Genomic DNA, 25,985 nt, shown 5'->3' with positions numbered 1-25,985 from the left:
TTTGTGATGCTGTCATTGCGCCAGTGGTGTGTGCGCATCCAATGCAGTCTGGGGTGATATGTCGTTTTTTGATCAGTTGTTTATCGTCAACGCCGACCCCAGTGTCCTGGTCCTCAGCAATCATGATCCGCTCTTAGTACTCATGTCGTTGTGCATTGCTGTGTTCACGTCGGGCATGGCTCTGCAACTGGCCGGCGTAGCCCGTGACAGTGATTCAGCCTGGTGGCGACAGGTCACGATCGCCACTGGTTCGCTGGCATTGGGCGCCGGTATTTGGGCAATGCATTTTATTGGCATGCTGGCATTCCAGCTGTGTGCCGAAGTACGTTTTGACCTGGGCGTAACCCTGTTGTCGATGCTGCCAAGCCTGGGCGCATCCTGGGTTGCGCTGACCGTTCTGGCGCGGCGAAATCTGAGCGTGTTGCAGCTCTGCGTGGGCGGGTTATTAGTAGGGGCGGGCATCGGTGCGATGCATTACAGCGGCATGGCCGCGATGCAGATGGCGCCATTGCTGCGTTATGACCCCTGGATGTTTGCCCTGTCGATTCTGGTGGCGGTTGCCCTGGCGATTCTTGCCTTGTGGGTGCGTTTTGGTTTGGAGAATCGTCTGCCATCGTTCATGGCGCTGTTGTTGAGTGCCGTGGTCATGGGGCTGGCCATCAGCGGCATGCATTACACCGGCATGGCGGCTGCCCGCTTTGTTGGGGTGGCAGAGTCGGCGCAGCCGTTTGCCATGGTCGATAGCCTGTACCTGGGCAGTGCGATTTCACTGATCACGGTCGCCCTGACCGTGTTTGTGGTAGCTGCCAATGCACTGCTGCGTTACCGCTACCTGAGCCAGCAACTGCGTGCCAACGAGCATCACCTGCGGTCGATCTTCGATACCGCGCTGGACTCCATTCTGACCATTGACCACACCGGCATGATCCGTTCGGTTAACCGCGCCGCCGCTCGTCTGTTTGGCTGGTCAGTGGATGAGCTGGTCGGCATGCCGATGGCCAGACTGCTTAACCCTGCCGAGGCCCGCATTTTTGAGCAGCACATACACACGTATGTGAAAACCGGTCAGGTCAGCCTTCCGAAAGCTGAGCAGCAGTTGCTGTGCGTTATTCGAAGCGGCCAGGAAAAACCGGTGCGCATCAGTATCGGGGTGACCCGTTCCGGCCAGCATCCCTTGTTCGTAGTGTTCGTCACGGACATCAGTGAACGGATTGAAATGGAGCAGGCGTTGCGTGAGCGCGAGCAGCAGTATCGCTCGTTGATCAGCAACATCCCGGGTGTGTCATTTCGTTGCCTGCTCGATGCCGACTGGACCATGATTTTCATCAGCGATGCAGTGCAAGCTCTTACGGGCTGGAGCGCAGATGACTTCATCAGCAAGCGCAAGGCCATCGCTAGCCTGTACCACCCGGATGACCTGCAGCCGGTGGCCGATGAGGTCATGACCGCAATCGAGGAGCGGCGTAACTACACCGTTGAGTACCGTCTGTTTGATCGCAATGGTGAAGAGCACTGGATCTGGGAGAGTGGCAGCGCCGTGTTCGACGAACAGGGTATCCCGCGTTGGATTGACGGCGTATTGCTTGATCAAACTGAAACCAAGTTGCGTAACGCCGAGTACGAAGGCAAGGTCAACGCCATCAGCAAAGCCATGGCGCTGATTGAATTTGATCTGCAAGGCCATGTGCTGGCGATCAATGACAACGCCCTGGACCTGTTTGGCTACCAGCGTGAAGACGTGCTGGGCCAGCACCACAGCCTGTTCTGTGACCCTTTGTATGTCGACAGCGAGGATTACCGGCAATTCTGGGTCGACCTGGCCAAAGGTCTGTTCTCCGCCGGAGAGTACCGGCGCATTGGTAACGGCGGCCGTGAAGTCTGGATTCAGGCCACGTACAACCCCATTTTCAACACGGATGGCAAACCCTTCAAAGTGGTGAAACTGGCCACCGATTTGACGCCGCGCCGGCTCATGGAGCAGGAAACCCGCGCCGCGCGTGACCGTGCCGAAGCCGCGGCTGCGGCGCGCAGCAGCTTCCTGGCGAATATGAGCCATGAAATCCGCACGCCGATGAATGCCATTATTGGCTTCACTGAGCTGCTGATCGGCACGCCATTGGCCGACGATCAACGCCGTCATCTACAGACTGTGCAGCAGGCTTCGCGCTCGTTACTCAGCTTGCTCAATGACATCCTTGATACCGCTAAGTTGGACCGGGGCGCGATTGAACTGGAAGACCTGGATTTTTCCTTGCGCGAACTTTGCGAACAGGTGTGCGCCACGCAACGTCTGAGCGCAGAGAACAAAGGCCTTACCTTGCAGCTCGATTACCCGGCGCAGTTACTGGAGTTCTACCGGGGCGATGCTTTACGCCTGCAGCAGGTGCTGACCAACCTGCTGGGCAATGCGGTGAAGTTCACCAGTGAAGGCCGAGTATGCCTGCATGTGCAGGGTGAATCCGGCGCGATCCGCTTGATCGTCGAAGACAGCGGCATCGGCATTGCGGCTGACCGCCTTGAGAAGATTTTCGAGCCGTTTGCCCAAGCCGATGCGTCGATGAGTCGGCGGTTCGGCGGTACAGGCCTGGGCACCACCATCTCGCGCCAGCTGGTCGAGCTGATGGGCGGTCGTTTGCGGGTGGAAAGCACACTGGGTGAGGGCAGTCGTTTTATTGTCGAGTTGCCTCTGCGTGCAGGGCAACGGCTGGCGCCGCAGGTGCGTCAGTCGCTGCCACAACTGGCGGCATTGCACATTCTCGCCGCCGACGATGTGCCGCAAAACCTGGAATTGCTGCAGCTCAACTTGCAGCGGCTAGGGCATCAGGTGACCTGTGTGGCGGATGGCCAGGCCGCTGTTGAAGCGTTTACCCACGGCACCTTTGACCTGATTCTGATGGATGTGCAAATGCCGCTGGTCGATGGCCTGGAAGCATCCCGCCGTATTCGCGCACTGGAAGCAGCCGGGCAGCGTGTGCCCCTGCCGATCATTGCCTTGACCGCCAGCGTGCTGGATCAGGATCGTCAGGCGGCGCTGGATGCCGGGATGAATGGTTTCGCCTCCAAACCACTCGACCTGCCCGGCCTGCTGGCCGAAATGGCCAGGCTGCTGGGCACTGCTCAGCAGGGCGGCGAACTACAACAGCCTGTTACGGCAAGTGGCGGCATGTTCGACTGGCAGCGCGGCGCCAGCCTGTGGGGCGGGCCGGTACAAATGAGCCAGGCTATTCAGCGTTTCCTCAGTGAGCAGGATGCACTGGTTGAACACCTCACCTGCATGCTGGAAAAGAATGACTGGGATATGGGGCGCAGCCTGGCGCATCGTTTCCGAGGGGCAGCCGGCAATCTGGCGCTGACCCACCTGGCGGGGCTTGGCCAAGCGATTGAGCAGGCATTTAATCAGCGTGAAGGCCTGCATCTGCGCAGCTTGCTGCAGGAGCTATCCCGTGCCTTAGCGGCGGTGGCTGAGGCGCTGCCACAGGTGCCAAAGCCGCTTGAAAAGACCCAGACGGTTGATCGTGAGCAAATACGTGATGCACTGCTGCGTTTGCAGCAGGCGGTCAGTCGTGGCGGCCTGGATGATCAGGCGCTGAGCTGCCTAACTGAAGGGCTGCAAGGTGTGCAGCAGAAAAAGGCCCTGGACCATATCCGCCAGGCGCTGGATGATTTTGACTTTGAGCTGGCGCAGCAATCGCTGACCGAACTGCTGCATCAGCTGCACGATGAGGACAGCCAGACACCATGATCACGCCAGCCGATGCTCGTCCGCTGCTCCTGTTGGTCGACGATGAAGCCACGAACCTACAAGTGCTGCGGCACATACTGCAGGACGATTACCGCCTGCTGTTTGCCAAAGAGGGTGCCAAGGCCCTGGAAATGGCTGAGCGTGAGCGGCCGAATCTGATCCTGTTGGATGTCATGATGCCGGGCATGACGGGCTATGAGGTGTGCCAGGCACTCAAAGCACAACCTGAGCTGGAGGCCATTCCGGTGATATTTGTCACCGCGCTGGCTGATGTTGAGGATGAAGCCCGCGGTTTTGCTGTAGGTGCCGTCGACTACATCACCAAGCCCGTCAGCCCGCCGATTGTGCGCGCACGGGTGCGCACGCATTTGTCCCTGGTGCGCATGGATGAGCTGCGCCAGACCCGCCTGCAGATCGTGCAACGCCTCGGTATGGCCGCTGAGTACAAGGACAACGAGACTGGCCTGCATGTGATTCGCATGAGTCACTTTTCCAAGGTGTTGGCCCTGGCCGCCGGTTTCAGCGAAGCCGCCGCCGAGGAACTGCTCAACGCCGCGCCCATGCACGATATCGGCAAGATCGGCATTCCCGATGCCGTGCTGCGCAAGCCTGGCAAGCTTGATGAACAGGAATGGGCGGTGATGCGCCAGCATGTCGAGATTGGTGCGCGGATTATTGGCGAGCATGCCTCGGGCCTGTTGCGCACGGCGCAGCGCATTGCCCTGTCGCACCACGAGAAGTGGGACGGTACGGGTTACCCCAATGGCCTGAGTGGCGAGGATATTCCGCTGGAAGGGCGCATCGTGGCGATTGCCGATGTGTTCGATGCGCTGACCAGTGTGCGTCCCTACAAGGCCGCCTGGTCGGTGGAAGATGCGGTTGGCCTGCTGCGCGCAGAGAGTGGCAAGCACTTCGATCCGCAACTGGTCGAGCTTTTTATCCAGCAGCTGCCGGCGATTTTGGAAATCAAGGAACGCTGGGCAGAGCAGGGCTGAGGCGGAAACAGACTGAAACCTTTGGGCATGCTCCCGGGGATTCCGGTGCTTGGTCATCCCGTGGCAGCGGTCTATGGTGAGCGCTGCGTTTAACTCGCCTGAGGAGCCTCGCCATGTCCACCAAGTCTCTGTTGCCCCTGCTGTGCGCCGGCATGATCGGTTTTGCTGAAGCTGCAGTGGTCGTCAAGCCCGTGCCCTATGAGATCGATGGCGAAGCCTTCGAAGGGTTGTTGATCTACGACGATACGGTCACCACGCCGCGTCCAGGCCTGCTGATGGTACCCAACTGGTTAGGCGTCACCGATGACTCGGCAAAGAAGGCCGCGCGTGCTGCCAGTGACAAATACGTGGTGTTTATGGCCGATATGTACGGTAAGGCGGTGCGTCCGACCAATGCCGACGAGGCCAAGGCTGCTGCGACGCGGGTACGCGGCGATCGACCACTGATGCGCAAACGTGCGCAAGCAGCCGTTGAAGTGCTCAAGGCGCAAACTGCGCAGGTGGCACTGGATGTCAGCAAACTGGGGGCGATCGGTTTTTGCTTCGGCGGCGGTACGGTGTTGGAGCTGGCGCGTTCCGGCGCTGATTTGAAAGGCTTTGTCTCGTTCCACGGCAACCTGGATACGCCCAACCCAAGTGATGCGCAGAACATCAAGGCACCGGTCCTGGTGCTGCATGGCGCAGATGACCCGGCAGTGCCGCAGGCGCAGGTCGATGGCTTTATTGCGGAAATGAAAGCGGCGAAAGCCGATTGGCAGTTAGTCAGCTACGGTGGCGCAGTGCATTCCTTTACCAACCCGGTGGCCAATGTGCCGGGGCGCAATGAGTACCACCCAGTAGTGGCCGCGCGAGCGTTCAAGGCCATGGATGATCTGTTTGCGGAAACTTTCGCCGAGTAAGGCGTGAGCGGGAAGGCCGGGTGGCCTTCCCGCATGCGGATTACATGCCTGGCAGTACGGCGATATCAATAATATTGCCCGGCAGACCGGCGATGTCGCCCAGCGTGGTCGGCTTGCCCGTGGCCAGGTCCAGGGTGTGCAGCGTGGTGCCTGTCAGCAGGTACGCGGTGTTGCCGCCTTTGCCGTCGCTGGCGATGTCCAGCGCCGCATTCTGCAAGCCATCAACGATTTTGCCCACGGCTTGCTGGATGCCATCGTTTGGCGGGTTTTGCAGCATCAGATTGCTGCTGGCCAGGTCCACGGTGTATAGCGCGGTGGCCTGAGTGCCAGCGTAGGCGTTGCTATACGCACCGGCGACTACCTTGGTGCTTTTACCGGCATAAGGGCCTTCGGCGGCGTAAGCCACCGAACCGTCTACCACCACTTCACCGGTTTCAACGTTGACGCGAAAGCTGGTGCCGTCGGCGGCGAGCATGCGCAGTTTGTCGGCGACCGGGTTGAAGTCGATGACCGCCTGGCCGCTGCCAGGCAGTTGCTTGTTCAGGCTGGCGACCTTGCTGGCTGCGCCAGTGGCCAGGTCCAGGGTATGGAGCTGATGGTCATTGCTCAAGGCATAGAGCATCCCATTTGCCGGGCGCACATCAATGCCGCGCAACGGGCTTGGGCTGTTGGTTGCCATCGTGGCGGTGACTTTCTGGCTGTTGCTGTCGATCTTGAACAGCTGACCGTCGGCGCCCAGGGCCAGTAGGGTCGCTGCGCTGGCAGTGCCGGCGGCGAGGCTGAGGGTGGCAGTGGTAACGGCAGCGGTCAGCAGGGTATTGAAGCTGTTCATATGCGTTCTCTCATCTGTGGTTATCCAGCATCGATGCAAGGCCGGCTTAGGCCTGCCTTGCAGGTGCCTCGATGAAACACCTGATAGCTATACCCACGAGAACGCATCTGGATGTCGCGGCCTGAAAATAAATTCAGTTTTTTTGCTGATGGCTTCAGTTGATCGAAGCCATCACCGCGCGACCGATATACAGCACCTTGCCGGTAGGCCGATCCTTCGGCGAGCCGCCGGCCGGTTCCAGGGTCAGTTCGAACAGCTGGCCGGGTTGCACTGCGCCAATCTGTTCGGCAGAAAGCTGCAGCGGCTTACCCGGTTCGACCAGGCCTAGGGAGCGTGGGCCAATGGCTGGGTCGATCAACGTCCAGAATTGTACCGAGCGGTCGGCTGGGATTTGATCGTTCAGCAACGGCTGCAAACGCAGGCCGCCTGTGCCGTCCACATGTACTACCCAGCCGGGTTTGGCGGCTTCACCAGGGGCTTGCAGCACCACGGTGTAGCTGTTGCCAGGCATGTCTGTGCGCCACAGGTTAGGCATCAGCGCGACGATCAAGGCAAGCGCCAGTGCAGCACTGGTGAGGCGCCAGGTGGCCAGGCTCTGCCACCACGTCAGCCAGACATTCACCCGGCTGACGGTTGGGGTCAGGCTGAGGCTGTCCTGCAGGCGTTGCCACAATTGTGTAGACGGTGTTTGCGGCGGCAGCTGATCGCTCAGTTCGAGAAAGTGCTGTTGCCACTGCAGAGCCATTTGCGCGGCTTCGCTGTCGCGCTCGATCAACTCGCGCACTTCAGCGGCTGCGGCCTCATCAAGCAGGCCCAGGACATATTCGCCGATCAAGGCGCGGCGTTCGGCAGGTTGCTGCGAAATCATGCGTGCAAACACTCCTGCAGGGCGCGCAAACCTGCGCGAATACGGCCTTTGATGGTGCCTAAGGGGGTGGCCAGGCGGTTGGCGATTTGTTCATGGGTCAGGCCGCGGTAAAAGGCCAGCAGGATCGGGTGGCGGCGATTGCGTTCGATGCCTTGCAGGCAGCGACGCAGTTGTTGGTGTTCACCTTGCTGCTCTAATAACTCTGCCGCCTGTGGGGTGTCGTCGGCCGCGCGCTCGATAAAGTCGTCATCCATCTCCACCGCACGACCACGGCTGCGCAGCTGATTCAGCGCGCGGTAGCGCAGGATGCTGTAGATCCAGGCGCGGCCGCTGCCCAGTGCCCGCTGAAAGCGCTGGGCGTTGCGCCAGACTTGCACAAAGGCATCGTGCACACAGTCTTCAGCCTGATCACGACGGCCGAGCAGGGTAATGGCCAACCCGAGCATCTGCGCGGCCTCCTGTTGGTAGAGCGCCTGGAATGCGCGTTTATCCTGCTGAGCACAGGCTTCCAGATGGCTTTCGTAATCAAACAGCGGCTGCGCCATGCACAGGGTTCCTGAATGTGTGAGCGTGCCAAGGGTTATACCCGAGCACCTGCGCTTTGGATGTCTCGGGAGTGCAACAAATTTTCTCCGTCAGCGGGGCAGCTCGATGCGATCGGTTTCCCCTGGCACGGTTGGCCAGTCCTGCGCGGCCCAGCGTTGGCGCGCCTGGTCGATCAGTGCTGGATCGCTGGCAACGAAGTTCCAGTTAATCCGGCGGGGGCCAATCGGCTCGCCGCCAATCAGCACCAGGTGGCTCTCGCTGCAAGCGGTGAGGGTATAAGTCTCGCCTTCAGGCAGTACCAACAGGCCACGCAGCGGCAGTTGCTGGTCGTCCAGTGTCGCCTCGCCGTCAATCAGGTACAGCGCGCGTTCGGCATGCTCGGCGGGGATTTGCAGTGCGCTGCCGGCGGCCAGTTTGAGCTCGGCATAGATAGTGGGCGACAGCACCGGTACTGGCGATTGCAGGCAGAAGCCTGCCCCGGCAATCAGGCAGATGTCCACGCCCATGCTGGTACTGCGCGGCAGGCTGTCTGCGGGGTGATGGCTGTAGTGGGGTTCGCTTTGCTCATCGGCGGCGGGCATGGCCAGCCAGACCTGCAGGCCATGCATGTGCGAGCCGCTTTCCCACAGCGTCTGTGGGGTGCGCTCGACATGGGCGACGGCACGGCCTGCGGTCATCCAGCTGACCTCGCCTGGGCTGACCAGTTGATTCGAGCCGAGGCTGTCCTTGTGCTGCAATTGCCCCTTGAACAGGTAGGTGAGGGTGGACAGGCCGATATGCGGGTGCTGGTTGATATTCATACCGCTGCCAGCCGGGTAGGTGTTTTCCAGAATATGGTCGAAGAACACGAACGGCCCGACGCTGCGGCACTTGGCTGAGGGCAGGGGGCGCAGGATAGGTTGCCCGCCGAGGTTTTCCGGGCGCGGCTGGATCAGCAGAAGGTCGCTCATTCCATGCCCTCGCTTAGCTGAGTGCTGACCTGAACCTCGCTGCTGGTCATCAACTTGTGAATCGGGCATTTATCGGCGACGCGCAGCAGCTGCTGGCGTTGCGCGTCATCCAGTGCACCATGCAGGGTCAGCTCGACGTTCAGGTGGTAGATGCCTTGGCGTTCCTGGCTGTCGTCACGGTTGAGCTTCACGTCGAGCCCTTGCAGCGGTAACCCACGTTGCTTGGCATACAGCGCCAGGGTCAGCGCCTTGCACGCGCCCAGCGCAGCATCGAACAGGTCATGGGGCTCAGGCGCTGAGCCTTCGCCGCCCAGTTCCACCGACACGTCGCTGTGCAGGGTGTGCGGGCCGATGCTGATGCGCTGCAACAGGCCTTTCTCGTTACTGATGCTGATCATGTGAACTCCAACGCCATGGGCTGAGTGAGTGATCAGCCTAGCCCATGGTGTCGGCCTCAGACCAGTGCAGACAGCCGCACATCGGCCCCTAGTACGCGCAGTAATTGGCCACGGGCATCGAGGATCGGTACCGAAACGGTGAAACAGAAATCGTCGGTTGCCGATGAGCGATAGACCTGGGTGATATGACTGCACAGGCTATCGGCAGCGGCACGAAACCACGGACGTTGTTGCCAATTGCGGCCTTTGCAGCTGCTGCTTTCGCTGTGGTTCACATCGGCGGCAAAGATGTTTTCGGAGAGCTGCACGCCGCGGTTGTCGACCAGGTAGAACAGCTCAAACCGTGCATCACGCTTGAGGGTGTCACCGAGCAGGCGTTCGGCGGTGGCCATATCCGCGCTCATGCCGGGTTGGCTAGCTAGCTGCTCGACACTGGCCTGCACGGCGTGGTGAATCTCCAGGCGAAAATCACCCAGCCCTGCCAGCAGGCGGTCGCCATCCTCGCGCACCGCCTGGCTGTGGTGCAGCACCTGGCTGGCCTTGCCGAGCAATTCGCCGGCGACCCGGGCGATGTTCTGCACGTCACCGTTGATTGAGCGCACGGCTTGGCCGATCTGCTCGGTGCCTGCGGCGATCTGGCCCACGCGACTGTCCAGGCGATCCATGGCCTGACGGGTGCTGTCCAGGCCACCGCCCACGGCGAGCATGCCATCGCGGCCATCGGCTACGGCCTGGTGCATGTGGCTGCCTGCTTCGGTCAGTTGCTGCATGCCGCTGCGAAAACGCTCGATGATGTCACTGACCTGCGTGGTGGCGTCGGTGGTATGCCCGGCCAGGCGCCGCACTTCCTCGGCTACCACGGCAAAGCCACGGCCATGCTCGCCTGCGCGGGCAGCTTCGATGGCTGCATTCAGCGCGAGCAGGTTGGTCTGCTGGGAAATGCTGGCGATCACCCCGATCACTTTGCTGACCTCTTCAAGCTGGCTAGTCAGTTGTTGAATCACCAGCTCCAGTTGCTGTTCGCTCTTGCCGATCACCTCAACCTGTTGCAGCACCGCCTGGCCGCTCTGTTGGCAACCATGCAGGGTGGCAGTGACCTCAGCGGACAGCTGTGCGACTTCGGCGGCGCCGGGTACCAACTCGGCGTCGAGTGTGGTGGTGACCTGTTCACTGGCGCTTGCGATCAGTTCCGAGGACTGCGCCAACGTTTGCCCGCTCTGCTGGTTGGCGGCGGCAATACGTGCCAGTTGTGGGGCATGCGAAGCAATGCCGACTGCTGCGCCCAGGCTGGTGCGGATGCGTTGGTGCAGGCCTGCGCTGAAGTCATTCAGGCGCGACATCCAGCGATAGTTATCGCTCAGGCGGGCGGTGAGGTCGTGCTGATTGAACAGCGCATCGAGCGCAATGTCGTCCGTGTTCTTGCGTGGGGTCGAGCGCAATAGCTGAAGCATGGCGAATTCCTTCTAGGGTCTGGCGGTTGTACTGCAAGCCAAGTGCCATCACTGATGTGCCGCGTCATACTGCTGACGCTGGAAAACAGTCGCTGTGGCCGCCCTGTTCTGGTGCTGCAGGTTGTGGTTTGGGCCTCTGTGGTGCTGTTTGCTCGCTACTCGCCGCTCTGCGCCTGAACTTGCGTCTGACGCCTGGGGTCTATGCTGCTCTGACTGTCTGGAGGATATGCCCTTGCCTGTATCGCGTTTGAGTGTTGCCCTGTTGCTCGGCCTGCTGAGTGCAATGGCCCAGGCCCGCGACTATCGCTACAGCGATGCCCATCTGCATTACGTGGATTTCTTTCAAGAAAGCGCGGGCATGACTGAGTTGTTCGAGCAGATGGCGGCCGGCAATATCGAGCATGTGATGCTCTCAGGCATTCCGGTGGCGAAGAAATGGCATGAGGATGAGCCCAAGCGCCCACGTTATTACGCGGGTGATGATGCCAATGCCTATTGGTACAGCGCCACCGATGTGTTGGTGGCACATGCCTACAAACAGGTGCCCGCTGAACAGCGCAAACGTCTGCATCCGTTTCTCTCGGGTTTTAATCCGAACGACAAGAATGCCGATGCACATATCCGCCGAATGCTCGAACTCGACCCAGGGCTGTGGCAAGGCATTGGTGAGGTTTTCACTCGGCATGACGACCTCACCGCGCTGATCCATGGTGATGCGCCACGGGCCAACAACGAAGCCCTGGCGCGGGTCTTTCACCTGGCTGCAGAGTACGACCTGCCAGTGATGCTGCATTCCAATATCACCTCCAAGCGCGAACGCAATCCGCTGTACCTGCAGGAAATCGAGGACCCACTGCGCAACCATCCACATGTGCGGTTTATCTGGGCGCATGCCGGTACCAGCATGGAAATTCACCGGCATCAGGAAAAGCTGGAGTTCCTCCTGCCCACCCTGGAGCGGATGCTTAAACAGTACCCCAATCTGTATATCGATCTGTCCTGGACCATGCTTCGCCCCTACCTGCTTGATGCCGAGGGGCAACCTGATCCGGCCTGGGTAAAGTTGGTCAGCAACTATCCCGCGCGCTTTATGCTGGGCTCTGATGTGGTCGGGCGTTTCTCAAGTTTGCCGGACTACATGAAAGGCTTTAAGCCGTTTCTCGATGCCTTGCCGGAGAAGGTTGCCCATCAGGTGGCGCTCGACAATTTCCTCGCGGTATTGCCACGTAAGGTGCAAGCCGAGATGACTGAGTAGAGCTGTCATAGCCTTGTCACACGGGTGTCATAGGCTCGCGCCATCTAAATAAGGAGCGCGACATGCAATACACCCGTTTCAGTGGCTTGGCCGCACTTGTGTTGATCAGCAGCCTGGCGCACGCCGAAGTGCGTGTTGAAGGTCCAATCGAATACGGCGTTTTCGCCAGTGACTATCAGGACTTTCAAGAAGGTGAGCGGGTGTTGACCCGCAGTAACCAGCAGATTGAGCAAGGTGACGTAATCCCCGCCAAGCTCGGTACCAAGTTCGGCATGCGCTATACCTTGGTCGGCAAAGTGGCGGAGGATGCTCCACTAACCTTGCTTTACCTCACCCCTGGCGTGGTCACTCCGCAAGGCACGCGCCACGACAAATTTGTGGTCACGCAAAAGCTGGTTCCCGGTGCGCCGCAGGATGTCATGGCCTTTGAGTTCACTGAAAAGCATGAAGTGGTGCCAGGTGAGTGGCACTTTATGGTGTTTCAGGATGACCGAAAATTGCTGGAGCAGCGTTTTATCGTGCGTTGAACTTAGCTGAAGTCGTAATGCTAAACCCGAGCCTTGGCTCGGGTTTTTTATGTGCGAGGGGTCAAGAATCTAGTGCTAGAGTCGATACGGAATCTGTAGATATTGGCTGAAGGTCTTAAGGTCCTTATAAGGATAATGGCCATATGCTATCGAGCAAGCTGCTTCAGAACCGTAAAGGACGGCCGTGATGACCCTAAGAAATATAAACATCGCTCCCCGAGCGTCACTTGGCTTTGGCTTAGTCGCACTTCTTGTGCTGCTGCTGGGCAGCTTCTCCCTGTTGCAAATGTCAGAGATGAACAAGCAGTCTGATGAGGTAAACGAAAACTGGCTGCCCAGCGTGCTGGGCCTGGGTGAGATGAGCCAAGACATTCTAAGGCTGCGAGCTCTGACACTGCGCCTGATGCTTAACAGCGATGAAAGTGCGACGCAGCAGAATCTCGTCCGTGTGGAGGAGTTTAAAAACCAGTTGCACACGGCTCAGAGCAACTATGAAAAATTAATCTCGAGCCCTGAAGAGCGCACGATTTACGAGCGTTTCAAACAGGCTGAAAGCAGCTATCTGCAGGAGCAATCGAAGATCGTAGCCGCTGTCCGTCAAAATGATCTTGATGCTGCACTGGCGGTTGCCAATGGTCCGCTCAATGGTCATGCGGACAGCATGGCCAAAGCCCTCGCTGATTTGTCCGAAATGAATCGAGTGGGGGCCTCCGCAGCGTCTGAAAAGGCTGATCAAGTATTTTCCAGCGCCCGTACATGGGTCATTGTGATGATGCTGGCCGCCCTTGGCCTGACGGTGATTCTGGCGTTGCTGCTGACCCGTAGCATCGTCGCGCCGCTGACCGAGGCGGTACGGGTGGCTGAAGTGGTGGCTGGCGGCAACCTGACCCAATCAATTGAGGTGCAGGGCAGTGATGAGCCGGCACGTTTGCTGAGTGCGCTGAAGACCATGCAGCAAAGCCTGCGTAACACTATCCAAAATATCTCGGACTCCTCTACGCAGCTGGCCTCAGCCTCGGAAGAGCTCAGTGCGGTCACTGAAGACTCCACCCGTGGTTTGCATCAGCAGAACAATGAAATCGAGCAGGCGGCTACCGCGGTCAATGAAATGACCAGTGCCGTGGAAGAGGTTGCGCGCAATGCCGTCAGCACCTCCGAGGCGTCCAGCGAGTCCAATCGTACGGCGCAACATGGCCGCGAGCAGGTGCGCCAGACTGTTGAGTCGATCAGTCATCTTGCGGACGACGTGACCCATACCGCTTCCGAAGTGGAGCAGCTGGCCGGGCAAGTGCGCGATATCAGCAAGGTACTGGATGTGATCCGTTCGATTGCCGAGCAAACCAACCTACTGGCACTGAACGCTGCGATTGAAGCTGCGCGTGCCGGTGAAGCCGGACGCGGTTTTGCCGTGGTGGCCGATGAAGTAAGGGCCCTGGCGCACCGTACGCAGCAGTCGACCCGTGAAATCGAGCAAATGGTCAGCGGCATCCAGCAGGGTACCGATAAAGCGGTTAACGCCATGCAGAACAGCAACAGCCGTGCCCGTTCAACCCTGGATGTGGCCAAGGCGGCCGGCCAAGCGCTGGATGAGATTGCGGCCGCTATTTCGCAGATCAATGAGCGCAATCTGGTGATCGCCAGCGCTTCGGAAGAACAGGCTCAGGTGGCCCGCGAAGTGGATCGCAACCTGGTGAATATCCGAGATCTGTCGATGCAGTCTTCAGCCGGTGCCAACCAGACCAGTGCGGCCAGCCAGGAGTTGTCACGCCTGGCGGTGGACCTCAATGCACTGGTAGCGCGCTTTTCTATCTGAGTAAGCTTGGCGCAAGCCACAATAAAAAAGGCCATCCCGAGGGATGGCCTTTTTTATGCTGCAAACATCGGGTGTGGCTTATTTGCCTGCCCAGCGTTTGAGTACCAGAGTGGCGTTGGTGCCACCGAAGCCGAAGCTGTTGCTCATCACGGTGTCGAGCTTGGCGTTCTCAACGGTGCTGCGCTGGATCGGCAGGTCGGCGATTTCCGGGTCGACTTCGTCGATGTTGACCGAGCCGGCGATGAAATTGCCTTCCATCATCAGCATGCAGTAGATCGCTTCCTGTACGCCGGCGGCGCCCAGGGAGTGACCGGACAGGCTCTTGGTCGAGCTGATGGCGGGCGCCTTGGCACCGAACACTTCGCGCACTGCGCGGCTTTCCGCAACGTCGCCGACCGGAGTCGAGGTGCCGTGGGTGTTCAGGTAGTCGATTGGGCTGTCGACGGTAGCCAGAGCCTGCTGCATGCAGCGCACTGCGCCTTCGCCGCTTGGGGCGACCATGTCATAGCCGTCGCTAGTGGCGCCGTAGCCGACGATTTCGGCGTAGATCTTGGCGCCGCGCTTGAGTGCGTGTTCCAGTTCTTCGACCACCACCATGCCGCCACCGCCGGCGATAACGAAACCATCACGCTTGGCGTCGTAAGCACGCGAGGCTTTTTCTGGAGTTTCGTTGTACTGAGTGGAGAGGGCGCCCATGGCGTCGAACAGGAAGCTCTGGCTCCAGTGTTCTTCTTCACCACCGCCGGCAAACACTACGTCCTGCTTGCCCAGCTGGATCTGCTCCATGGCATTGCCGATGCAATGGGCGCTGGTGGCGCAGGCCGAGGAGATCGAGTAGTTAACGCCCTTGATCTTGAACGGCGTGGCCAGGCAGGCGGACACGGTGCTGCCCATGGTGCGCGGTACGCGGTAGGGGCCAACACGCTTGACGCCTTTCTCGCGCAGGATGTCCATGGCCTCCATCTGGTTGAAGGTCGACGCGCCGCCGGAACCTGCAATCAACCCCACGCGTGGGTTGGAGATTTCTTCTGCGCTGAGGCCCGAGTCCTTGATCGCTTGCTCCATCGAGAGGTAAGCGAAGGCTGCAGCATCCCCCATGAAGCGATAGACCTTGCGGTCGATCAGCTCTTCCAGGTTGAGGTCAACCGAGCCAGACACCTGGCTGCGCAGGCCCATTTCGGCATAGGCGGGGTTGAAGCGGATGCCTGACTTGCCAGCACGCAGGTTGGCAGAGACGGTGGCTTTGTCATTGCCCAGGCAGGAAACGATGCCCAGGCCGGTAATCACGACGCGACGCATGCAGAGAGTCCTTTAAAAATTGTCGGTAGAGGTAAACAGACCAACGCGCAGGCCTTCGGCGCTGTAAATCTCGCGACCATCAACGCTGACGCTGCCATCGGCAATAGCCAGAACCAGGGAGCGGGCAATGGTGCGTTTGATATGGATGTTGTAAGTGACTTTCTTGGCGGTCGGCAGCACCTGACCGAAGAACTTCACTTCGCCCGAACCCAAGGCACGGCCACGGCCTGGATTGCCCTGCCAGCCAAGGTGAAAGCCCACGAGCTGCCACATGGCATCGAGGCCCAGGCAGCCTGGCATCACCGGGTCGCCTTCGAAATGGCAGGCGAAAAACCACAGATCAGGAGTGATATCGAGCTCGGCGACTATTTCGCCCTTGCCGTACTTGCCGCCGGTGTCGCTGATATGAGTGATGCGATCGATCATCAGCATGTTCGGCGCGGGCAGTTGCGCATTACCTGGGCCGAATAGTTCGCCGCGACCGCAAGCGAGCAGTTCTTCCCGGGTGAAGGCGTTTTGTTTGGTCATGCGAGCTCCTCAATATGTCCCATGCGCCAAGGCTGGGCGAATCGTCCTGGCTGGCGGCACAGTCTGCTGCGCCTGCCAACAGCCTAGTCATAGACTGTTGCGTTGTGGTGAAAGTCACAGCCTTGTGAGTACAGTTGTACTCCGCTCCTGTTGGCCTGTCATAGCGCCCATGCTCATTAGCCTGCAGCAGTTGAGCCTTCTTGACTACCCGTCGATGGTCGAGGGGGCAGCCAGCGCTGCAGGATTCGCTGCAAATCGGCCCGTTTAAAGGGTTTTGCCAGGTAGTCATTCATGCCCGATTGTAAGCAGGCCTCGCGGTCGCCCTGCAAGGCGTTGGCGGTCAGCGCGATGATAGGCAGTTCGCTGCAGCCGGGCAGGCGACGGATCTGCCGCGTAGCCTCGTAGCCGTCCATAATTGGCAGACGGCAATCCATCAGAATCGCTGAATAACGCTGCTGGCTGACCTGATGCACGGCCTGTGCGCCATCTCCAACCAGGCTGACCCGATAGCCCAGGCTGCGCAGCATGGCTTCAATCACGGTCTGGTTGACCGGGTTATCTTCGACCAGCAGCACCGGTTGGCCGTTCCCCTGGTCAGCTGGCAGTGGCGTGTCGCTGATAGCGGGTGCGACGTGCTGGGAAAACGGCAGTGGCACTTCCAGGGTAAATACCGAGCCCTGACCTTCCTGACTGACTGCACGCAGGGTGCCGCCCATGCGTTCGGCAAGGGTGCGGGCAATCGGCAAACCCAGCCCGGTGCCGCCGTAACGTCTTGAAATAGAAGTGTCGGCCTGCTGGAAGGCATCGAACATATGTTCAAGCCGCTCAGGGGATATTCCGATGCCGCTGTCATGCACCGCACAGCTGAACCACAGCACCTGGTTATCCAGCGCCTGCCAGCTGCTGTGCACACGAATATTGCCGGTTTCGGTAAATTTCAATGCGTTGCCGATGAGATTGACCAGAATTTGCCGAATCCGCGTGGGGTCGCCTTGTACCTGTAAGTTCTCCAGGCCACTTTCGGTTTCCAGCAGTAATTGCAGGCCACGCTGTTGGGCGCTGTGTTGGAACACCTGAATCGAACTTTGCAGCAGGTCGAGCAGGCAGAAGGGGATGCGTTCGAGTTCCAGTGCGCCGCGTTCGATGCGCGAGAAATCGAGGATGTCGTTGATGACTTTCAACAGGTGTTCAGTGGACTCGGTGGCCAGGGCGGCATATTCGGCTTGCTCCTGAGTCATTTCAGTGGTTTCCAGTAACTGCAGCATGCCCAGCACGCCATTCATCGGGGTGCGCAACTCGTGGCTCATCATCGCCAGGAAGTCGGATTTGGCGCGGTTGGCCAGCTCGGACTGCTCGCGTGCTTGAATCAGCAGGGCCATGGCACGTTGTTGTTCGTCACTGGCGCTGGCCAGACCGTGGGCGAGGTTGTTGATATGCCGCGCCAGCGCCTGCAACTCACCTTCACCGACTTCGGGCAGGGTGGTCTGGTAGTTGCCGGCCTGAATTGCGCTGACGGCTTCACCCATGGCGCTCAGCGGCTGCGACAGGTGGCGAGCCAGGCGGCGGGCAAGAATAAAGGTCAGGGCCAGGGCGAACAGGGCGAGCAGGGTGGCCTTAAAGAGGATTTCCTGCTGGCGTGTATTGAAGGCGTCGTTAGACATGCCGACGACGACATAGCCCAGGTAGTCATCGGCCAATGCCTGTTGATCAGGATTGTTCAGCGCTGCACGTTGCAGGTGTATAGGCGCCTGAAACACATCGACCTGGCTGCTTGCGTGGCCGCTGCCTGGGGCTTGCTCAACGTAAACGAGAATTTTACCGGTGTGATCGCGCACTTCCAGAAAGCGCACATGCGGGGTTTTCAGCGTGGCTTGCAGCAGTGCCTCGAGCACCTCAAGGTTGCCGGAAATGACCCCATAAGTACTGGCCGGGGCTAACTGGCTGGCGATCAACTGACCGTAGTGGTTGACCTCCTGGCGCAGGTCCTGCAGACGGGCAAAGGTGAAGAACCCGGTGAGCAGCAGGGTCAACAGCAGGGCAGGGCCGACACTGATCAATTGGGTGCGGGTATGGATATTCCAGCCACGACGCAGGATCATCGCGACACTCCGCTGCTGCAAAAAATGTGCGGGCGTTGGAGAACTGGCCGGTTTTGCGCGGTCTCAGAATGAAGCTGGGCTTGGGTGCTGTCGATCACGCCACAACCTTGTTTGCGTTTTAAAGGCTGCATGTTAACTGAGCTGCTTGGCTTTGCCAGTGCCAGGCAACCTGCTAAAAGCTGGTTGCATAGGGGCGCCGCCGTATAATGCGAGCGATTCGCCACTTTCAATGGTTTACCACGGATACGTTATGACTGATCAGCACCCCATCGCCGTGCTTGGCGGCGGTAGCTTCGGCACTGCGATTGCTAATTTGTTGGCTGAAAACGGCCAGCATGTCCTGCACTGGATGCGCGACCCCGTACAGGCCCAGGCGATTCGGCTGACCCGTGAAAACCCGCGTTACCTCAAAGGCATCAAAATTCATTTGGGCGTTGAGCCTGTCACCGATCTGGCGGCGACGTTGAACGCCTGTCAGTTGATCTTCGTTGCCTTGCCCTCCAGTGCATTGCGTCAGGCGCTGCAACCGGTGGCTGAGCTACTCAGCGGCAAGCAGCTGGTCAGCACCACCAAGGGCATCGAGGCGCAGAGCTTTCTGCTGATGAGCCAGATTCTCGAAGACATTGCTCCGCAGGCGCGTATCGGCGTGCTGTCGGGGCCAAACCTGGCGCGTGAGGTGGCCGAGCATGCGCTGACCGCATCGGTCGTCGCCAGCGAGGACGAAGAACTTTGCCAGCACGTACAAGCTGCATTGCACGGCCGCACGTTCCGTGTGTATGCCAGTGCCGATCGTTTTGGTGTCGAGCTGGGCGGTGCGCTGAAGAACGTTTACGCGATCATCGCCGGCATGGCCGCAGCGATGGGCATGGGCGAAAACACCAAGAGCATGCTGATTACCCGCGCTCTGGCGGAAATGACCCGTTTTGCGGTCAAGCTGGGCGCCAATCCTATGACTTTCCTGGGTCTTGCCGGTGTGGGCGATCTAATCGTCACCTGCTCCTCGGCAAAAAGCCGCAATTACCAGGTCGGCTTTGCCCTCGGTGAGGGCTTAAGCCTGGAAGATGCAGTGGCGCGCCTGGGCGAAGTGGCGGAAGGGGTGAACACCATCAAGGTGCTGAAGTCCAAGGCGGAACAGTTACAGGTCTACATGCCCCTGGTCGCGGGCTTGCATGCCATTCTGTTCGAGGGGCGCACGTTGAATCAGGTAATTGGTGCGCTGATGAATGCAGAGCCCAAGACCGACGTTGATTTTATCCCCACCACCGGTTTTTGAGATTCACCTTACTAGACCCTGCAAGGAGATGAGCATGAGTGACGGCAATCAGGAACTGCAGCGCGAATCGATTCTGCTGCGCATCCTCTGGATGGTGATTTTCACCATCGTTTGGCAACTGGCGGAAATCCTCTTGGGCGCTGTTGTGTTGCTGCAACTGGGTTACCGCCTGTTTTACGGTGCGCCGAATGCCGGCCTGCTGGGCTTTGGGGACAGCCTGAGCCAGTACCTGGCGCAGATCGGTCGCTTTGGCACCTTCAACACTGATGAAAAGCCTTGGCCGTTTGCTGACTGGCCAACCCCGCAAGCACCACAAGGTGAGACCCCGCACAGCATTCCTCCGGCGGCCCACCCGGTGCGCGACGAAGAGCCGAAGCTTTGAGTCGTCGGCTTATTGGGGCAAGCCTGTGAGGCTCTGGCTACTGCGCCACGGTGAAGCCGAACCGACTGCGCGCACTGATGCCGAACGCAACCTGACTGCCTATGGTCGTCAACAGGTGCGTGAGGTGGCTGCGCAGTTGCTGGATCGGCCGCTGCAGGCTGTACTGGTCAGCCCCTATGTGCGGGCTCAGCAGACGGCAGATCTAGTCTGCGAAGTCTTGACCTTTAGCGGTATCCGGCAGACCGTGCCCTGGCTAACGCCGGAGAGTGATCTGCGCCAAGCGCTGCGGGAACTTGACGGTTATGCGTTCGATGAGCTGTTGCTGGTCACCCATCAGCCGCTGGTTGGCGCCTTGGCGGGCCTGCTGATTCACGGCCATCGCCAGCAACCGCTGCCGATGAACACCGCCAGTCTGGCGTTGCTGGAAGGTGATGAGCTGGCCGCTGGGTTGATGGAATTGTCTGCCCACAAGCATCCAAGTCGTTCCTGACGCCTCACTACACACCGAAACATTTCTCCTCTTGCGGGCCGCCTTTGTGCGTGGAATAGTCCAACCAAGCAATTGCTTGGTTGGCTCCACAAAAACAACAAAGGAGGAAGCCCTGTGGCTGATGCAATCCGTTTGCCGCTTGAGGTGTTTTATGAGCGCGAGGCTCGTCACCCGAATAAACGCTACATGGTGCAGCCGCTGCCGGGCGGTCAGCTGCAGGAACTGAGCTGGGCCGACGTCGGCGAGCAGGCGCGCCGTGCGGCCAACTGGCTGCGTAGCCGCGAACTGCCGCATGGCAGCCGCATTGCGATCATTTCCAAGAACTGTGCGCACTGGATCGTCACCGATCTGGCGATCTGGATGGCCGGACACGTCTCGGTGCCGCTCTATCCCAATCTCACCGCCGAGTCGGTAGGCCAGGTGCTGCGCCACTCAGAGGCGGCACTGGTGTTCGTCGGCAAGCTGGATGATTGGCCAGCAATGGCTCCCGGTGTGCCGCAGGATGTGCCAACCATCGGCCTGCCACTGCGTCCGCAGGGCGAGTTCAGCTTTACCTGGGATGACCTGCAGGCCTGCACGCCGATTCAGGACAACCCAAAGGCGTCTGCTGATCAGCTCGCCACCATCATCTACACCTCCGGTACCACTGGCACGCCGAAAGGGGTGATGCATCACTTCAGCAATTTCGGCTTTGCCGCCAGCCACGCCACTGAGCTGTTTGGCGTTGGCGAGAATGACCGTGTGCTGTCCTACCTGCCGCTGTGCCATGTGGCCGAGCGCATGTTTGTCGAGCTGGCATCCATTTACGCTGGGCAGACAATTTTCTTTGCCGAGAGCCTGGAAACCTTCCTTGAAGACCTCAAGCGCGCCCGGCCGACGGTGATGTTCGGCGTGCCGCGTATATGGACCAAATTCCAGATGGGCGTCTACAGCAAGATGCCAGCCGAGAAGCTGGATTTCCTGCTCAAGCTGCCCATCATCGGCCGCATTGTGGGCAAGAAAGTGCTGGTTGGTCTGGGCCTGGATGCTGTGCGTTATGCGCTGTCTGGCGCCGCGCCGGTGCCCGAAGCGCTGCTCAACTGGTACAAGCGCCTGGGCTTGGATGTGCTGGAGGTGTACGGCATGACCGAGAACTGCGGTTACTCCCATGTGTGCCGGCCGGGCAAGTTCAAACAAGGCTGGATCGGTCAGAACAGCCCTGGCGTCGAAGTGCGCATAGCCGAGGATGGCGAGGTGCAGGTGCGCAGCGGCGCGACCATGCAGGGTTATTACAAGGATCCGGAAAAAACCGCAGAAACCATCAGGCCCGATGGCTTTCTGCGCACCGGTGACAAAGGCGAGCAGGATAGCGAGGGCAATCTTCGCCTGACCGGTCGGATCAAGGAAATCTTCAAGACCAGCAAAGGCAAGTACGTTGCCCCAGCGCCAATTGAGAATTTGCTCGGCGAGCACTCACGCATTGAACAGGTGTGCGTGGTGGGCGATGGCATGCCACAACCCATGGCACTTTGCGTGCTGTCCGATGTGGGGCGCAGTGAAGCTTCCAGCGGGCGTGGCGAGTTGGAGAGTAGTTTGAAGAAGTTGTTGGAGGACGTTAACCAAAGCCTCGACAAGCATGAGCGCCTGCAACGTCTGGTGTTGGTCAAGGAGGTCTGGGCGGTTGAGAACGGCTTTCTCACGCCAACTCTGAAGATCAAGCGCGCAGTGGTCGAAGGCACGTATGGCGGGCGCTTCAGTGAATGGACCGAACGCAGTGAGGCGGTGCTCTGGCACGATTGATCAGCCTGTGGCCGGCAAGGCTAAGCCCGCCGGCCCTGTTCTGACTGAACTGACCCAAAAGGACACATCATGGCCCTCTGGCAACAAAACCCTGACCTGGCTCAGCTCAATGGTTTTTTGAAGAACACCATCGGCGAGCAGCTGGATATTCGCTTTGAATCGTTTGATGACGAGTCGATCACCGCCAGCATGGTGGTCGATGCACGTACCCACCAACCCTACGGCCTGCTGCATGGCGGCGCCTCCGTGGTGCTGGCGGAAACCCTCGGTTCCACCGCCAGCCACCTGTGCATCGACAGCAGCAAGTTTTACTGCGTAGGCCTGGAAGTGAACGCCAACCACCTGCGTGGCGTGCGCAGCGGCCGGGTCACCGCGGTAGCTCGGCCGGTTCACCTAGGGCGTACCACCCATGTCTGGGACATCCGTTTGACGGGGGAGGATGGCAAGGCCAGCTGCATTTCCCGGCTGACCATGGCCATTGTACCCCTGGGGGAGAATGGCCCGGCGCTGCGTTAATCCGTAAAGCCCGCCACTGCCGCTCCGGCTGGCGGGCCTCCCATCAGCTTTGGCTATAGTGCCGTCATTCACTGGCCGTTTTGTCATTGCTGCATCTCAAACACTGCCGGACAATCATCGGCAACTTTCCAGATAAGCCCACCGCCATGACCCAGTCCGTGTTCTTCGCCCATGCCAACGGCTTTCCCTCGGCCACCTACGGCAAGCTGTTTGCCGCATTGGCGCCTGACTATTCGGTGCAGCACCTAGAGCAACACGGGCATGATCCGCGTTTTCCGGTGAATGACAACTGGAGCAATCTGGTTGATGAGCTGATCCATCACCTTGAGGCTAACCAGCAGCCGGTCTGGGGTGTGGGGCATTCGCTGGGCGGCGTGCTGCATTATCACGCCGCGTTGCTACGCCCCGAGCTTTACCGTGGAGTGGTGATGCTTGATTCGCCAGTCCTGACCCTAGCTGACAAGATGGTGATTCGCGCGGCCAAACGCTTTGGCTTTATCGACCGCATCACCCCGGCCGGACGTACCCTGGGGCGGCGTGAAGAGTTTATTGACCTGGCCGAGGCTCGCGGATATTTCGCAGGCAAAGGGCTATTCCGTCGCTTCGATCCTGAGTGCCTGGACGCCTATGTACAGCACGGCCTGCAGGCCTCGGGTAATAGCCTACGCCTGCGGTTTGATCCCGCCACGGAAATCAGTATCTACCGCAGTGTGCCGCACACCAGCCCAGGGCGGCCACAGCAGCTGAAGGTGCCGCTTGCCATGGTGCGCGGCCGGCACAGCCGGGTGGTGATGCCGCATCATGCCCACTTGGTTCGCCGTGTTCCCAATGGCGAGTACATGACGCTGCCCGGTGGGCATATGTTTCCCCTGGAACGTCCGCAAGACACTGCCGAATTGCTAAAAAAGCTGTTCCAGCGCTGGGACGGTCAACCTGTCAGTGAGCAACACGCATGAGCCTGCATTTCGAAGAAGTCCGCCTAAGGTTGCCGCATATCGAACTGGCCGCCCATCTGTATGGCCCGGAAGACGGTATGCCGGTGATTGCCCTGCATGGGTGGTTGGACAATGCCGCCAGTTTTTCCCGCCTGGCTCCGCTGTTGCCAGGGTTGCGTATTGTGGCCCTGGATTTTGCCGGCCACGGTCATTCCGATCACCGTCCGCCAGGCGGCAGTTACGCCATCTGGGACTATGCCCACGATGTGCTGCAGGTCGCCGAGCAGTTCGGCTGGCAGCGCTTTTCCCTGCTCGGACATTCCATGGGCGCAATTGTCTCGGTGCTATTGGCCGGGGCGATGCCGGAGCGAATCGAGCGCCTGGCACTGATCGACGGGCTGACTCCCTACACCGGTGAGCCGGACACGGCGCCGCAGAAACTCGGCGAAGCGCTCAAGGCGCAGCTGGCCCTGGCGGGCAAGAGCAAGCCGGTATATGCCGAGTTTGACCGGGCTGTGGAAGCGCGTATGCGCGGGGTAGGGGCGGTCAGTCGTGAGGCCGCAGAATTGCTCGCCCAGCGCGGCCTGATGCCGGTGCCTGGCGGGTACACCTGGCGCACTGACAGCCGCCTGACGCTGCCGTCGCCACTGCGTCTGACCCACGCCCATGCCCTAGCGTTTGCACGTAGTCTGCAGTGTCCGGCCAAACTGGTGATGGCGCAGCAAGGCATGTTGCTCGCGCAGCCGAGTATTACTCAGCTGGTCGAGGGCCTGGCCATCGAGGTGGCGCAGCTGCCGGGCGGCCATCACCTGCACCTGGATGACGACGTAGGTGCGGGCTTGGTAGCAGACTGTTTCAAAGCTTTCCTGGGCGCGCCTTGACTTGCTAAAGGCAACTGGGGAAAGGTGTGGGGGATACCCACGGAGATTCGCATGATCGACCTGTATACCGCCGCCACCCCCAACGGCCATAAAGCGTCCATCGCACTGGAAGAATTACAGCTGCCCTACACCGTGCAGGCTTTGAGTTTCGACAAGCAGGAACAGAAGACTGCGGCCTTTCTCAAGATCAATCCCAATGGCCGTATTCCGGCGATTGTCGATCGCGCTAATGATGACTTCGCGGTATTCGAGTCCGGCGCCATTCTGCTGTATCTCGCCGAGAAAACCGGCCAGCTGCTGCCCAGCGACGCCAAGGGCCGCTCGCGGGTGATCCAGTGGCTTATGTTCCAGATGGGTGGTGTTGGCCCTATGCAAGGTCAGGCCAACGTGTTTTTCCGTTATTTCCCGGAGAAGCTGCAGGGGCCGATTGACCGATACCAGCGCGAAACCCGTCGTCTGTATGAAGTGCTCGATAAGCGCTTGAGTGATTCGCAGTACCTGGCCGATGACTACAGCATTGCCGACATTGCCACCTACCCATGGGTGCGTATTCATGACTGGGCCGGCGTCTCTGTTGACGGCCTTGAGCATCTGCAGCGCTGGATGGCTGAGCTGGCTGAGCGTCCTGCGGTACAGCGTGGTTTGCTGGTGCCGCAGCGCGAAGAGGACGGCGCGAAAATCGTCAAAGCGGCCCAGTCGATGTTGATCAAATGAGCCGTCTCAGTATTTATGGCCTCGGCATCAGTTTGTTGCTGGCAACTGCCGTTGTCCGGGCCGACGTTACCGGCAGCCAGGATCTGGACGTGTTGCCGCGCTTTGCCGGGAGCAAGATTGTCAGCTTCAAGGACGTTGCCGAACAGGAGCGTATCTACCCGCAAGGGGCGATTCGGCGCATCAGTGGCACCTTACGGTATGAGCGCGAAGTAGCTGCTCAGGGCCAGTTGACCGCCGTGACTTATGAACTGCCGCGCACCCATACGGCCAATGAGGTGTTTGCCAAGGCCCGCAGTGATTTACAAGCCCAGGACGCCGAGTTGCTTTACTGGTGCGTGGGTCGTGAATGCGGCTCCAGCAGTCTATGGGCTAACGCGGTATTCAATAACGCTACCCTGACCGGTTCGGATGACCAGCAAACGTACGCATTGCTGCGTCTCGCTGAGCCACGTCAGGACAGCCTGATGGCGCTGTACAGCATCACCCGTGGTAACAAGCGCGCCTACCTGCATGCCGAGTTGCTCACGGCCAATGCGCCGTTGGGCGAAGTGTTGCCGACCCCAGCCACCCTGCAGCGGCAGCTGAAAAGCACCGGTGAACTGCGCCTGGCCAAGCAGGTTGAACCCAGCGCTGGCTGGATTGAACTGCTGGCGCGTAGTCTCAAGCTCGACAGCACCTTGCGTGTCACGATCAGCGGCGCCCAAGCCGAAGTCTGGCGCGATGCCCTGGTTGAGCAACGGGTGCGCGCCAGCCGTCTGGAGCTGGGTGACGCAGATGTGAGCGGCGTACAACTCAACGTGCTGCGCTAAGACG

24 protein-coding genes and 1 pseudogene are annotated in these 25,985 nt (G+C 59.7%); 15 read left to right on the top strand and 10 right to left on the bottom strand.

From position 1 onward, the window contains the following. Nucleotides 1–58: 58 nt before the first annotated feature. The 3 genes from ALTER154_RS11740 (at nucleotide 59) to ALTER154_RS11730 (ending at nucleotide 5,636) form a co-directional block, all read left to right on the top strand. The gene (locus ALTER154_RS11740; protein WP_160087232.1) at nucleotides 59–3,742 is read left to right on the top strand and encodes a PAS domain S-box protein; all 3,684 of its coding nucleotides are present in this window, start codon (nucleotides 59–61) and stop codon (nucleotides 3,740–3,742) included. Continuing rightward, nucleotides 3,739–4,737, top strand: a complete 999-nt coding sequence (locus ALTER154_RS11735; RefSeq protein WP_160087230.1) for a two-component system response regulator — start codon at nucleotides 3,739–3,741, stop codon at nucleotides 4,735–4,737. The genes ALTER154_RS11740 and ALTER154_RS11735 overlap by 4 nt, the downstream gene beginning before the upstream one ends. 113 nt (nucleotides 4,738–4,850) lie before the next feature. After that, complete coding sequence (locus ALTER154_RS11730) at nucleotides 4,851–5,636, top strand: dienelactone hydrolase family protein (RefSeq protein ID WP_160087228.1); 786 nt, start codon at nucleotides 4,851–4,853, stop codon at nucleotides 5,634–5,636. A 40-nt stretch (nucleotides 5,637–5,676) separates the two neighbouring features. Here ALTER154_RS11730 and ALTER154_RS11725 read toward each other — a convergent pair whose 3' ends face one another. The 7 genes and pseudogenes from ALTER154_RS11725 to ALTER154_RS21290 all read right to left on the bottom strand — a co-directional run. Further along, complete coding sequence (locus ALTER154_RS11725) at nucleotides 5,677–6,468, bottom strand: DUF4394 domain-containing protein (RefSeq protein WP_160087226.1); 792 nt, start codon at nucleotides 6,466–6,468, stop codon at nucleotides 5,677–5,679. Nucleotides 6,469–6,622: 154 nt separating this feature from the next. Further along, on the bottom strand, nucleotides 6,623–7,336 hold the full coding sequence (locus ALTER154_RS11720; protein ID WP_160087224.1) for an anti-sigma factor domain-containing protein: 714 nt from the start codon (nucleotides 7,334–7,336) through the stop codon (nucleotides 6,623–6,625). Continuing rightward, nucleotides 7,333–7,881 (bottom strand): sigma-70 family RNA polymerase sigma factor, encoded by a 549-nt coding sequence (locus tag ALTER154_RS11715; RefSeq protein ID WP_160087222.1) that lies wholly within the window; start codon nucleotides 7,879–7,881, stop codon nucleotides 7,333–7,335. The genes ALTER154_RS11720 and ALTER154_RS11715 overlap by 4 nt, the downstream gene beginning before the upstream one ends. Before the next feature lie 90 nt (nucleotides 7,882–7,971). Continuing rightward, on the bottom strand, nucleotides 7,972–8,832 hold the full coding sequence (locus ALTER154_RS11710) for a pirin family protein (RefSeq protein WP_160087220.1): 861 nt from the start codon (nucleotides 8,830–8,832) through the stop codon (nucleotides 7,972–7,974). Further along, entirely contained in the window at nucleotides 8,829–9,230 is a 402-nt protein-coding gene (locus ALTER154_RS11705) for an OsmC family protein (protein WP_160087218.1), read from the bottom strand. Before ALTER154_RS11705 ends, ALTER154_RS11710 begins: the two co-directional genes overlap by 4 nt. 56 nt (nucleotides 9,231–9,286) lie before the next feature. After that, on the bottom strand, nucleotides 9,287–9,622 hold the full coding sequence (locus ALTER154_RS21295; RefSeq protein ID WP_372239952.1) for a PDC sensor domain-containing protein: 336 nt from the start codon (nucleotides 9,620–9,622) through the stop codon (nucleotides 9,287–9,289). Between the two features lie 228 nt (nucleotides 9,623–9,850). Beyond that, a pseudogene (locus ALTER154_RS21290) lies at nucleotides 9,851–10,570 on the bottom strand (methyl-accepting chemotaxis protein); the annotation flags it as partial. A 394-nt stretch (nucleotides 10,571–10,964) separates the two neighbouring features. Here ALTER154_RS21290 and ALTER154_RS11695 point away from each other — a divergent pair. The 3 genes from ALTER154_RS11695 (at nucleotide 10,965) to ALTER154_RS11685 (ending at nucleotide 14,276) form a co-directional block, all read left to right on the top strand. Beyond that, nucleotides 10,965–11,936, top strand: a complete 972-nt coding sequence (locus tag ALTER154_RS11695) for an amidohydrolase family protein (protein WP_372239951.1) — start codon at nucleotides 10,965–10,967, stop codon at nucleotides 11,934–11,936. A gap of 62 nt (nucleotides 11,937–11,998) precedes the next feature. Then, nucleotides 11,999–12,463, top strand: a complete 465-nt coding sequence (locus tag ALTER154_RS11690; protein WP_160087212.1) for a DUF3859 domain-containing protein — start codon at nucleotides 11,999–12,001, stop codon at nucleotides 12,461–12,463. Between the two features lie 187 nt (nucleotides 12,464–12,650). Next, entirely contained in the window at nucleotides 12,651–14,276 is a 1,626-nt protein-coding gene (locus ALTER154_RS11685; protein ID WP_160087210.1) for a methyl-accepting chemotaxis protein, read from the top strand. Between the two features lie 78 nt (nucleotides 14,277–14,354). Here the strand turns inward: ALTER154_RS11685 and fabB are convergent, their stop codons facing one another. From fabB to ALTER154_RS11670, 3 genes are all read right to left on the bottom strand, one after another. After that, a complete protein-coding gene (gene fabB, locus ALTER154_RS11680) occupies nucleotides 14,355–15,575 on the bottom strand; it encodes a beta-ketoacyl-ACP synthase I (RefSeq protein ID WP_160087208.1) in 1,221 nt (406 codons plus the stop codon). Between the two features lie 12 nt (nucleotides 15,576–15,587). Next, the gene (gene fabA / locus ALTER154_RS11675; RefSeq protein WP_090253349.1) at nucleotides 15,588–16,103 is read right to left on the bottom strand and encodes a 3-hydroxyacyl-[acyl-carrier-protein] dehydratase FabA; all 516 of its coding nucleotides are present in this window, start codon (nucleotides 16,101–16,103) and stop codon (nucleotides 15,588–15,590) included. A 176-nt stretch (nucleotides 16,104–16,279) separates the two neighbouring features. Further along, nucleotides 16,280–18,202 (bottom strand): response regulator, encoded by a 1,923-nt coding sequence (locus tag ALTER154_RS11670; protein WP_160087206.1) that lies wholly within the window; start codon nucleotides 18,200–18,202, stop codon nucleotides 16,280–16,282. Between the two features lie 250 nt (nucleotides 18,203–18,452). Between ALTER154_RS11670 and ALTER154_RS11665 the strand changes: the two genes are divergently transcribed. The 9 genes from ALTER154_RS11665 to ALTER154_RS11625 all read left to right on the top strand — a co-directional run bounded on the left by ALTER154_RS11665 (nucleotide 18,453) and on the right by ALTER154_RS11625 (nucleotide 25,981). After that, entirely contained in the window at nucleotides 18,453–19,475 is a 1,023-nt protein-coding gene (locus tag ALTER154_RS11665; protein WP_160087204.1) for an NAD(P)H-dependent glycerol-3-phosphate dehydrogenase, read from the top strand. Nucleotides 19,476–19,509: 34 nt separating this feature from the next. Then, nucleotides 19,510–19,857, top strand: a complete 348-nt coding sequence (locus ALTER154_RS11660; protein WP_090253357.1) for a DUF4389 domain-containing protein — start codon at nucleotides 19,510–19,512, stop codon at nucleotides 19,855–19,857. 25 nt (nucleotides 19,858–19,882) lie between these two features. Beyond that, nucleotides 19,883–20,347, top strand: coding sequence for a phosphohistidine phosphatase SixA (sixA, locus tag ALTER154_RS11655; RefSeq protein ID WP_160087202.1), 465 nt, complete (start codon nucleotides 19,883–19,885; stop codon nucleotides 20,345–20,347). 114 nt (nucleotides 20,348–20,461) lie between these two features. Further along, nucleotides 20,462–22,126: an AMP-binding protein gene (locus ALTER154_RS11650; protein WP_160087200.1), complete on the top strand. Its 1,665-nt coding sequence runs from the start codon at nucleotides 20,462–20,464 to the stop codon at nucleotides 22,124–22,126. Between the two features lie 69 nt (nucleotides 22,127–22,195). Further along, a complete protein-coding gene (locus tag ALTER154_RS11645; protein WP_160087198.1) occupies nucleotides 22,196–22,642 on the top strand; it encodes a hotdog fold thioesterase in 447 nt (148 codons plus the stop codon). A 146-nt stretch (nucleotides 22,643–22,788) separates the two neighbouring features. Continuing rightward, nucleotides 22,789–23,598 (top strand): alpha/beta fold hydrolase, encoded by an 810-nt coding sequence (locus tag ALTER154_RS11640; protein WP_160087196.1) that lies wholly within the window; start codon nucleotides 22,789–22,791, stop codon nucleotides 23,596–23,598. After that, nucleotides 23,595–24,458, top strand: a complete 864-nt coding sequence (locus tag ALTER154_RS11635) for an alpha/beta fold hydrolase (RefSeq protein ID WP_160087194.1) — start codon at nucleotides 23,595–23,597, stop codon at nucleotides 24,456–24,458. Before ALTER154_RS11640 ends, ALTER154_RS11635 begins: the two co-directional genes overlap by 4 nt. A gap of 51 nt (nucleotides 24,459–24,509) precedes the next feature. Continuing rightward, on the top strand, nucleotides 24,510–25,172 hold the full coding sequence (locus ALTER154_RS11630) for a glutathione S-transferase family protein (RefSeq protein ID WP_160087192.1): 663 nt from the start codon (nucleotides 24,510–24,512) through the stop codon (nucleotides 25,170–25,172). Beyond that, the gene (locus tag ALTER154_RS11625; RefSeq protein ID WP_160087190.1) at nucleotides 25,169–25,981 is read left to right on the top strand and encodes a DUF4892 domain-containing protein; all 813 of its coding nucleotides are present in this window, start codon (nucleotides 25,169–25,171) and stop codon (nucleotides 25,979–25,981) included. Before ALTER154_RS11630 ends, ALTER154_RS11625 begins: the two co-directional genes overlap by 4 nt. The last annotated feature ends 4 nt before the right edge of the window (nucleotides 25,982–25,985 follow it).

The sequence above is a fragment of the Pseudomonas sp. 9AZ genome (assembly GCF_902506525.1).
GTDB classification, from domain to species: domain Bacteria; phylum Pseudomonadota; class Gammaproteobacteria; order Pseudomonadales; family Pseudomonadaceae; genus Aquipseudomonas; species Aquipseudomonas peli.
The sequence above is the reverse complement of the archived record's forward strand: the minus strand, read 5'-3'. Positions and strand labels throughout refer to the sequence as shown.

Bases quoted from the DNA above. Each gene is read 5' to 3' on its own strand.
- ALTER154_RS11740 (WP_160087232.1), top strand. From the start codon at position 59: ATGTCGTTTTTTGATCAGTTGTTTATCGTCAACGCCGACCCCAGTGTC.
- ALTER154_RS11735 (WP_160087230.1), top strand. From the start codon at position 3,739: ATGATCACGCCAGCCGATGCTCGTCCGCTGCTCCTGTTGGTCGACGAT.
- ALTER154_RS11730 (WP_160087228.1), top strand. From the start codon at position 4,851: ATGTCCACCAAGTCTCTGTTGCCCCTGCTGTGCGCCGGCATGATCGGT.
- ALTER154_RS11725 (WP_160087226.1), bottom strand. From the start codon at position 6,468: ATGAACAGCTTCAATACCCTGCTGACCGCTGCCGTTACCACTGCCACC.
- ALTER154_RS11720 (WP_160087224.1), bottom strand. From the start codon at position 7,336: ATGATTTCGCAGCAACCTGCCGAACGCCGCGCCTTGATCGGCGAATAT.
- ALTER154_RS11715 (WP_160087222.1), bottom strand. From the start codon at position 7,881: ATGGCGCAGCCGCTGTTTGATTACGAAAGCCATCTGGAAGCCTGTGCT.
- ALTER154_RS11710 (WP_160087220.1), bottom strand. From the start codon at position 8,832: ATGAGCGACCTTCTGCTGATCCAGCCGCGCCCGGAAAACCTCGGCGGG.
- ALTER154_RS11705 (WP_160087218.1), bottom strand. From the start codon at position 9,230: ATGATCAGCATCAGTAACGAGAAAGGCCTGTTGCAGCGCATCAGCATC.
- ALTER154_RS21295 (WP_372239952.1), bottom strand. From the start codon at position 9,622: ATGGCCACCGCCGAACGCCTGCTCGGTGACACCCTCAAGCGTGATGCA.
- ALTER154_RS11695 (WP_372239951.1), top strand. From the start codon at position 10,965: ATGGCCCAGGCCCGCGACTATCGCTACAGCGATGCCCATCTGCATTAC.
- ALTER154_RS11690 (WP_160087212.1), top strand. From the start codon at position 11,999: ATGCAATACACCCGTTTCAGTGGCTTGGCCGCACTTGTGTTGATCAGC.
- ALTER154_RS11685 (WP_160087210.1), top strand. From the start codon at position 12,651: ATGACCCTAAGAAATATAAACATCGCTCCCCGAGCGTCACTTGGCTTT.
- fabB (WP_160087208.1), bottom strand. From the start codon at position 15,575: ATGCGTCGCGTCGTGATTACCGGCCTGGGCATCGTTTCCTGCCTGGGC.
- fabA (WP_090253349.1), bottom strand. From the start codon at position 16,103: ATGACCAAACAAAACGCCTTCACCCGGGAAGAACTGCTCGCTTGCGGT.
- ALTER154_RS11670 (WP_160087206.1), bottom strand. From the start codon at position 18,202: ATGATCCTGCGTCGTGGCTGGAATATCCATACCCGCACCCAATTGATC.
- ALTER154_RS11665 (WP_160087204.1), top strand. From the start codon at position 18,453: ATGACTGATCAGCACCCCATCGCCGTGCTTGGCGGCGGTAGCTTCGGC.
- ALTER154_RS11660 (WP_090253357.1), top strand. From the start codon at position 19,510: ATGAGTGACGGCAATCAGGAACTGCAGCGCGAATCGATTCTGCTGCGC.
- ALTER154_RS11645 (WP_160087198.1), top strand. From the start codon at position 22,196: ATGGCCCTCTGGCAACAAAACCCTGACCTGGCTCAGCTCAATGGTTTT.
- ALTER154_RS11640 (WP_160087196.1), top strand. From the start codon at position 22,789: ATGACCCAGTCCGTGTTCTTCGCCCATGCCAACGGCTTTCCCTCGGCC.
- ALTER154_RS11635 (WP_160087194.1), top strand. From the start codon at position 23,595: ATGAGCCTGCATTTCGAAGAAGTCCGCCTAAGGTTGCCGCATATCGAA.
- ALTER154_RS11630 (WP_160087192.1), top strand. From the start codon at position 24,510: ATGATCGACCTGTATACCGCCGCCACCCCCAACGGCCATAAAGCGTCC.
- ALTER154_RS11625 (WP_160087190.1), top strand. From the start codon at position 25,169: ATGAGCCGTCTCAGTATTTATGGCCTCGGCATCAGTTTGTTGCTGGCA.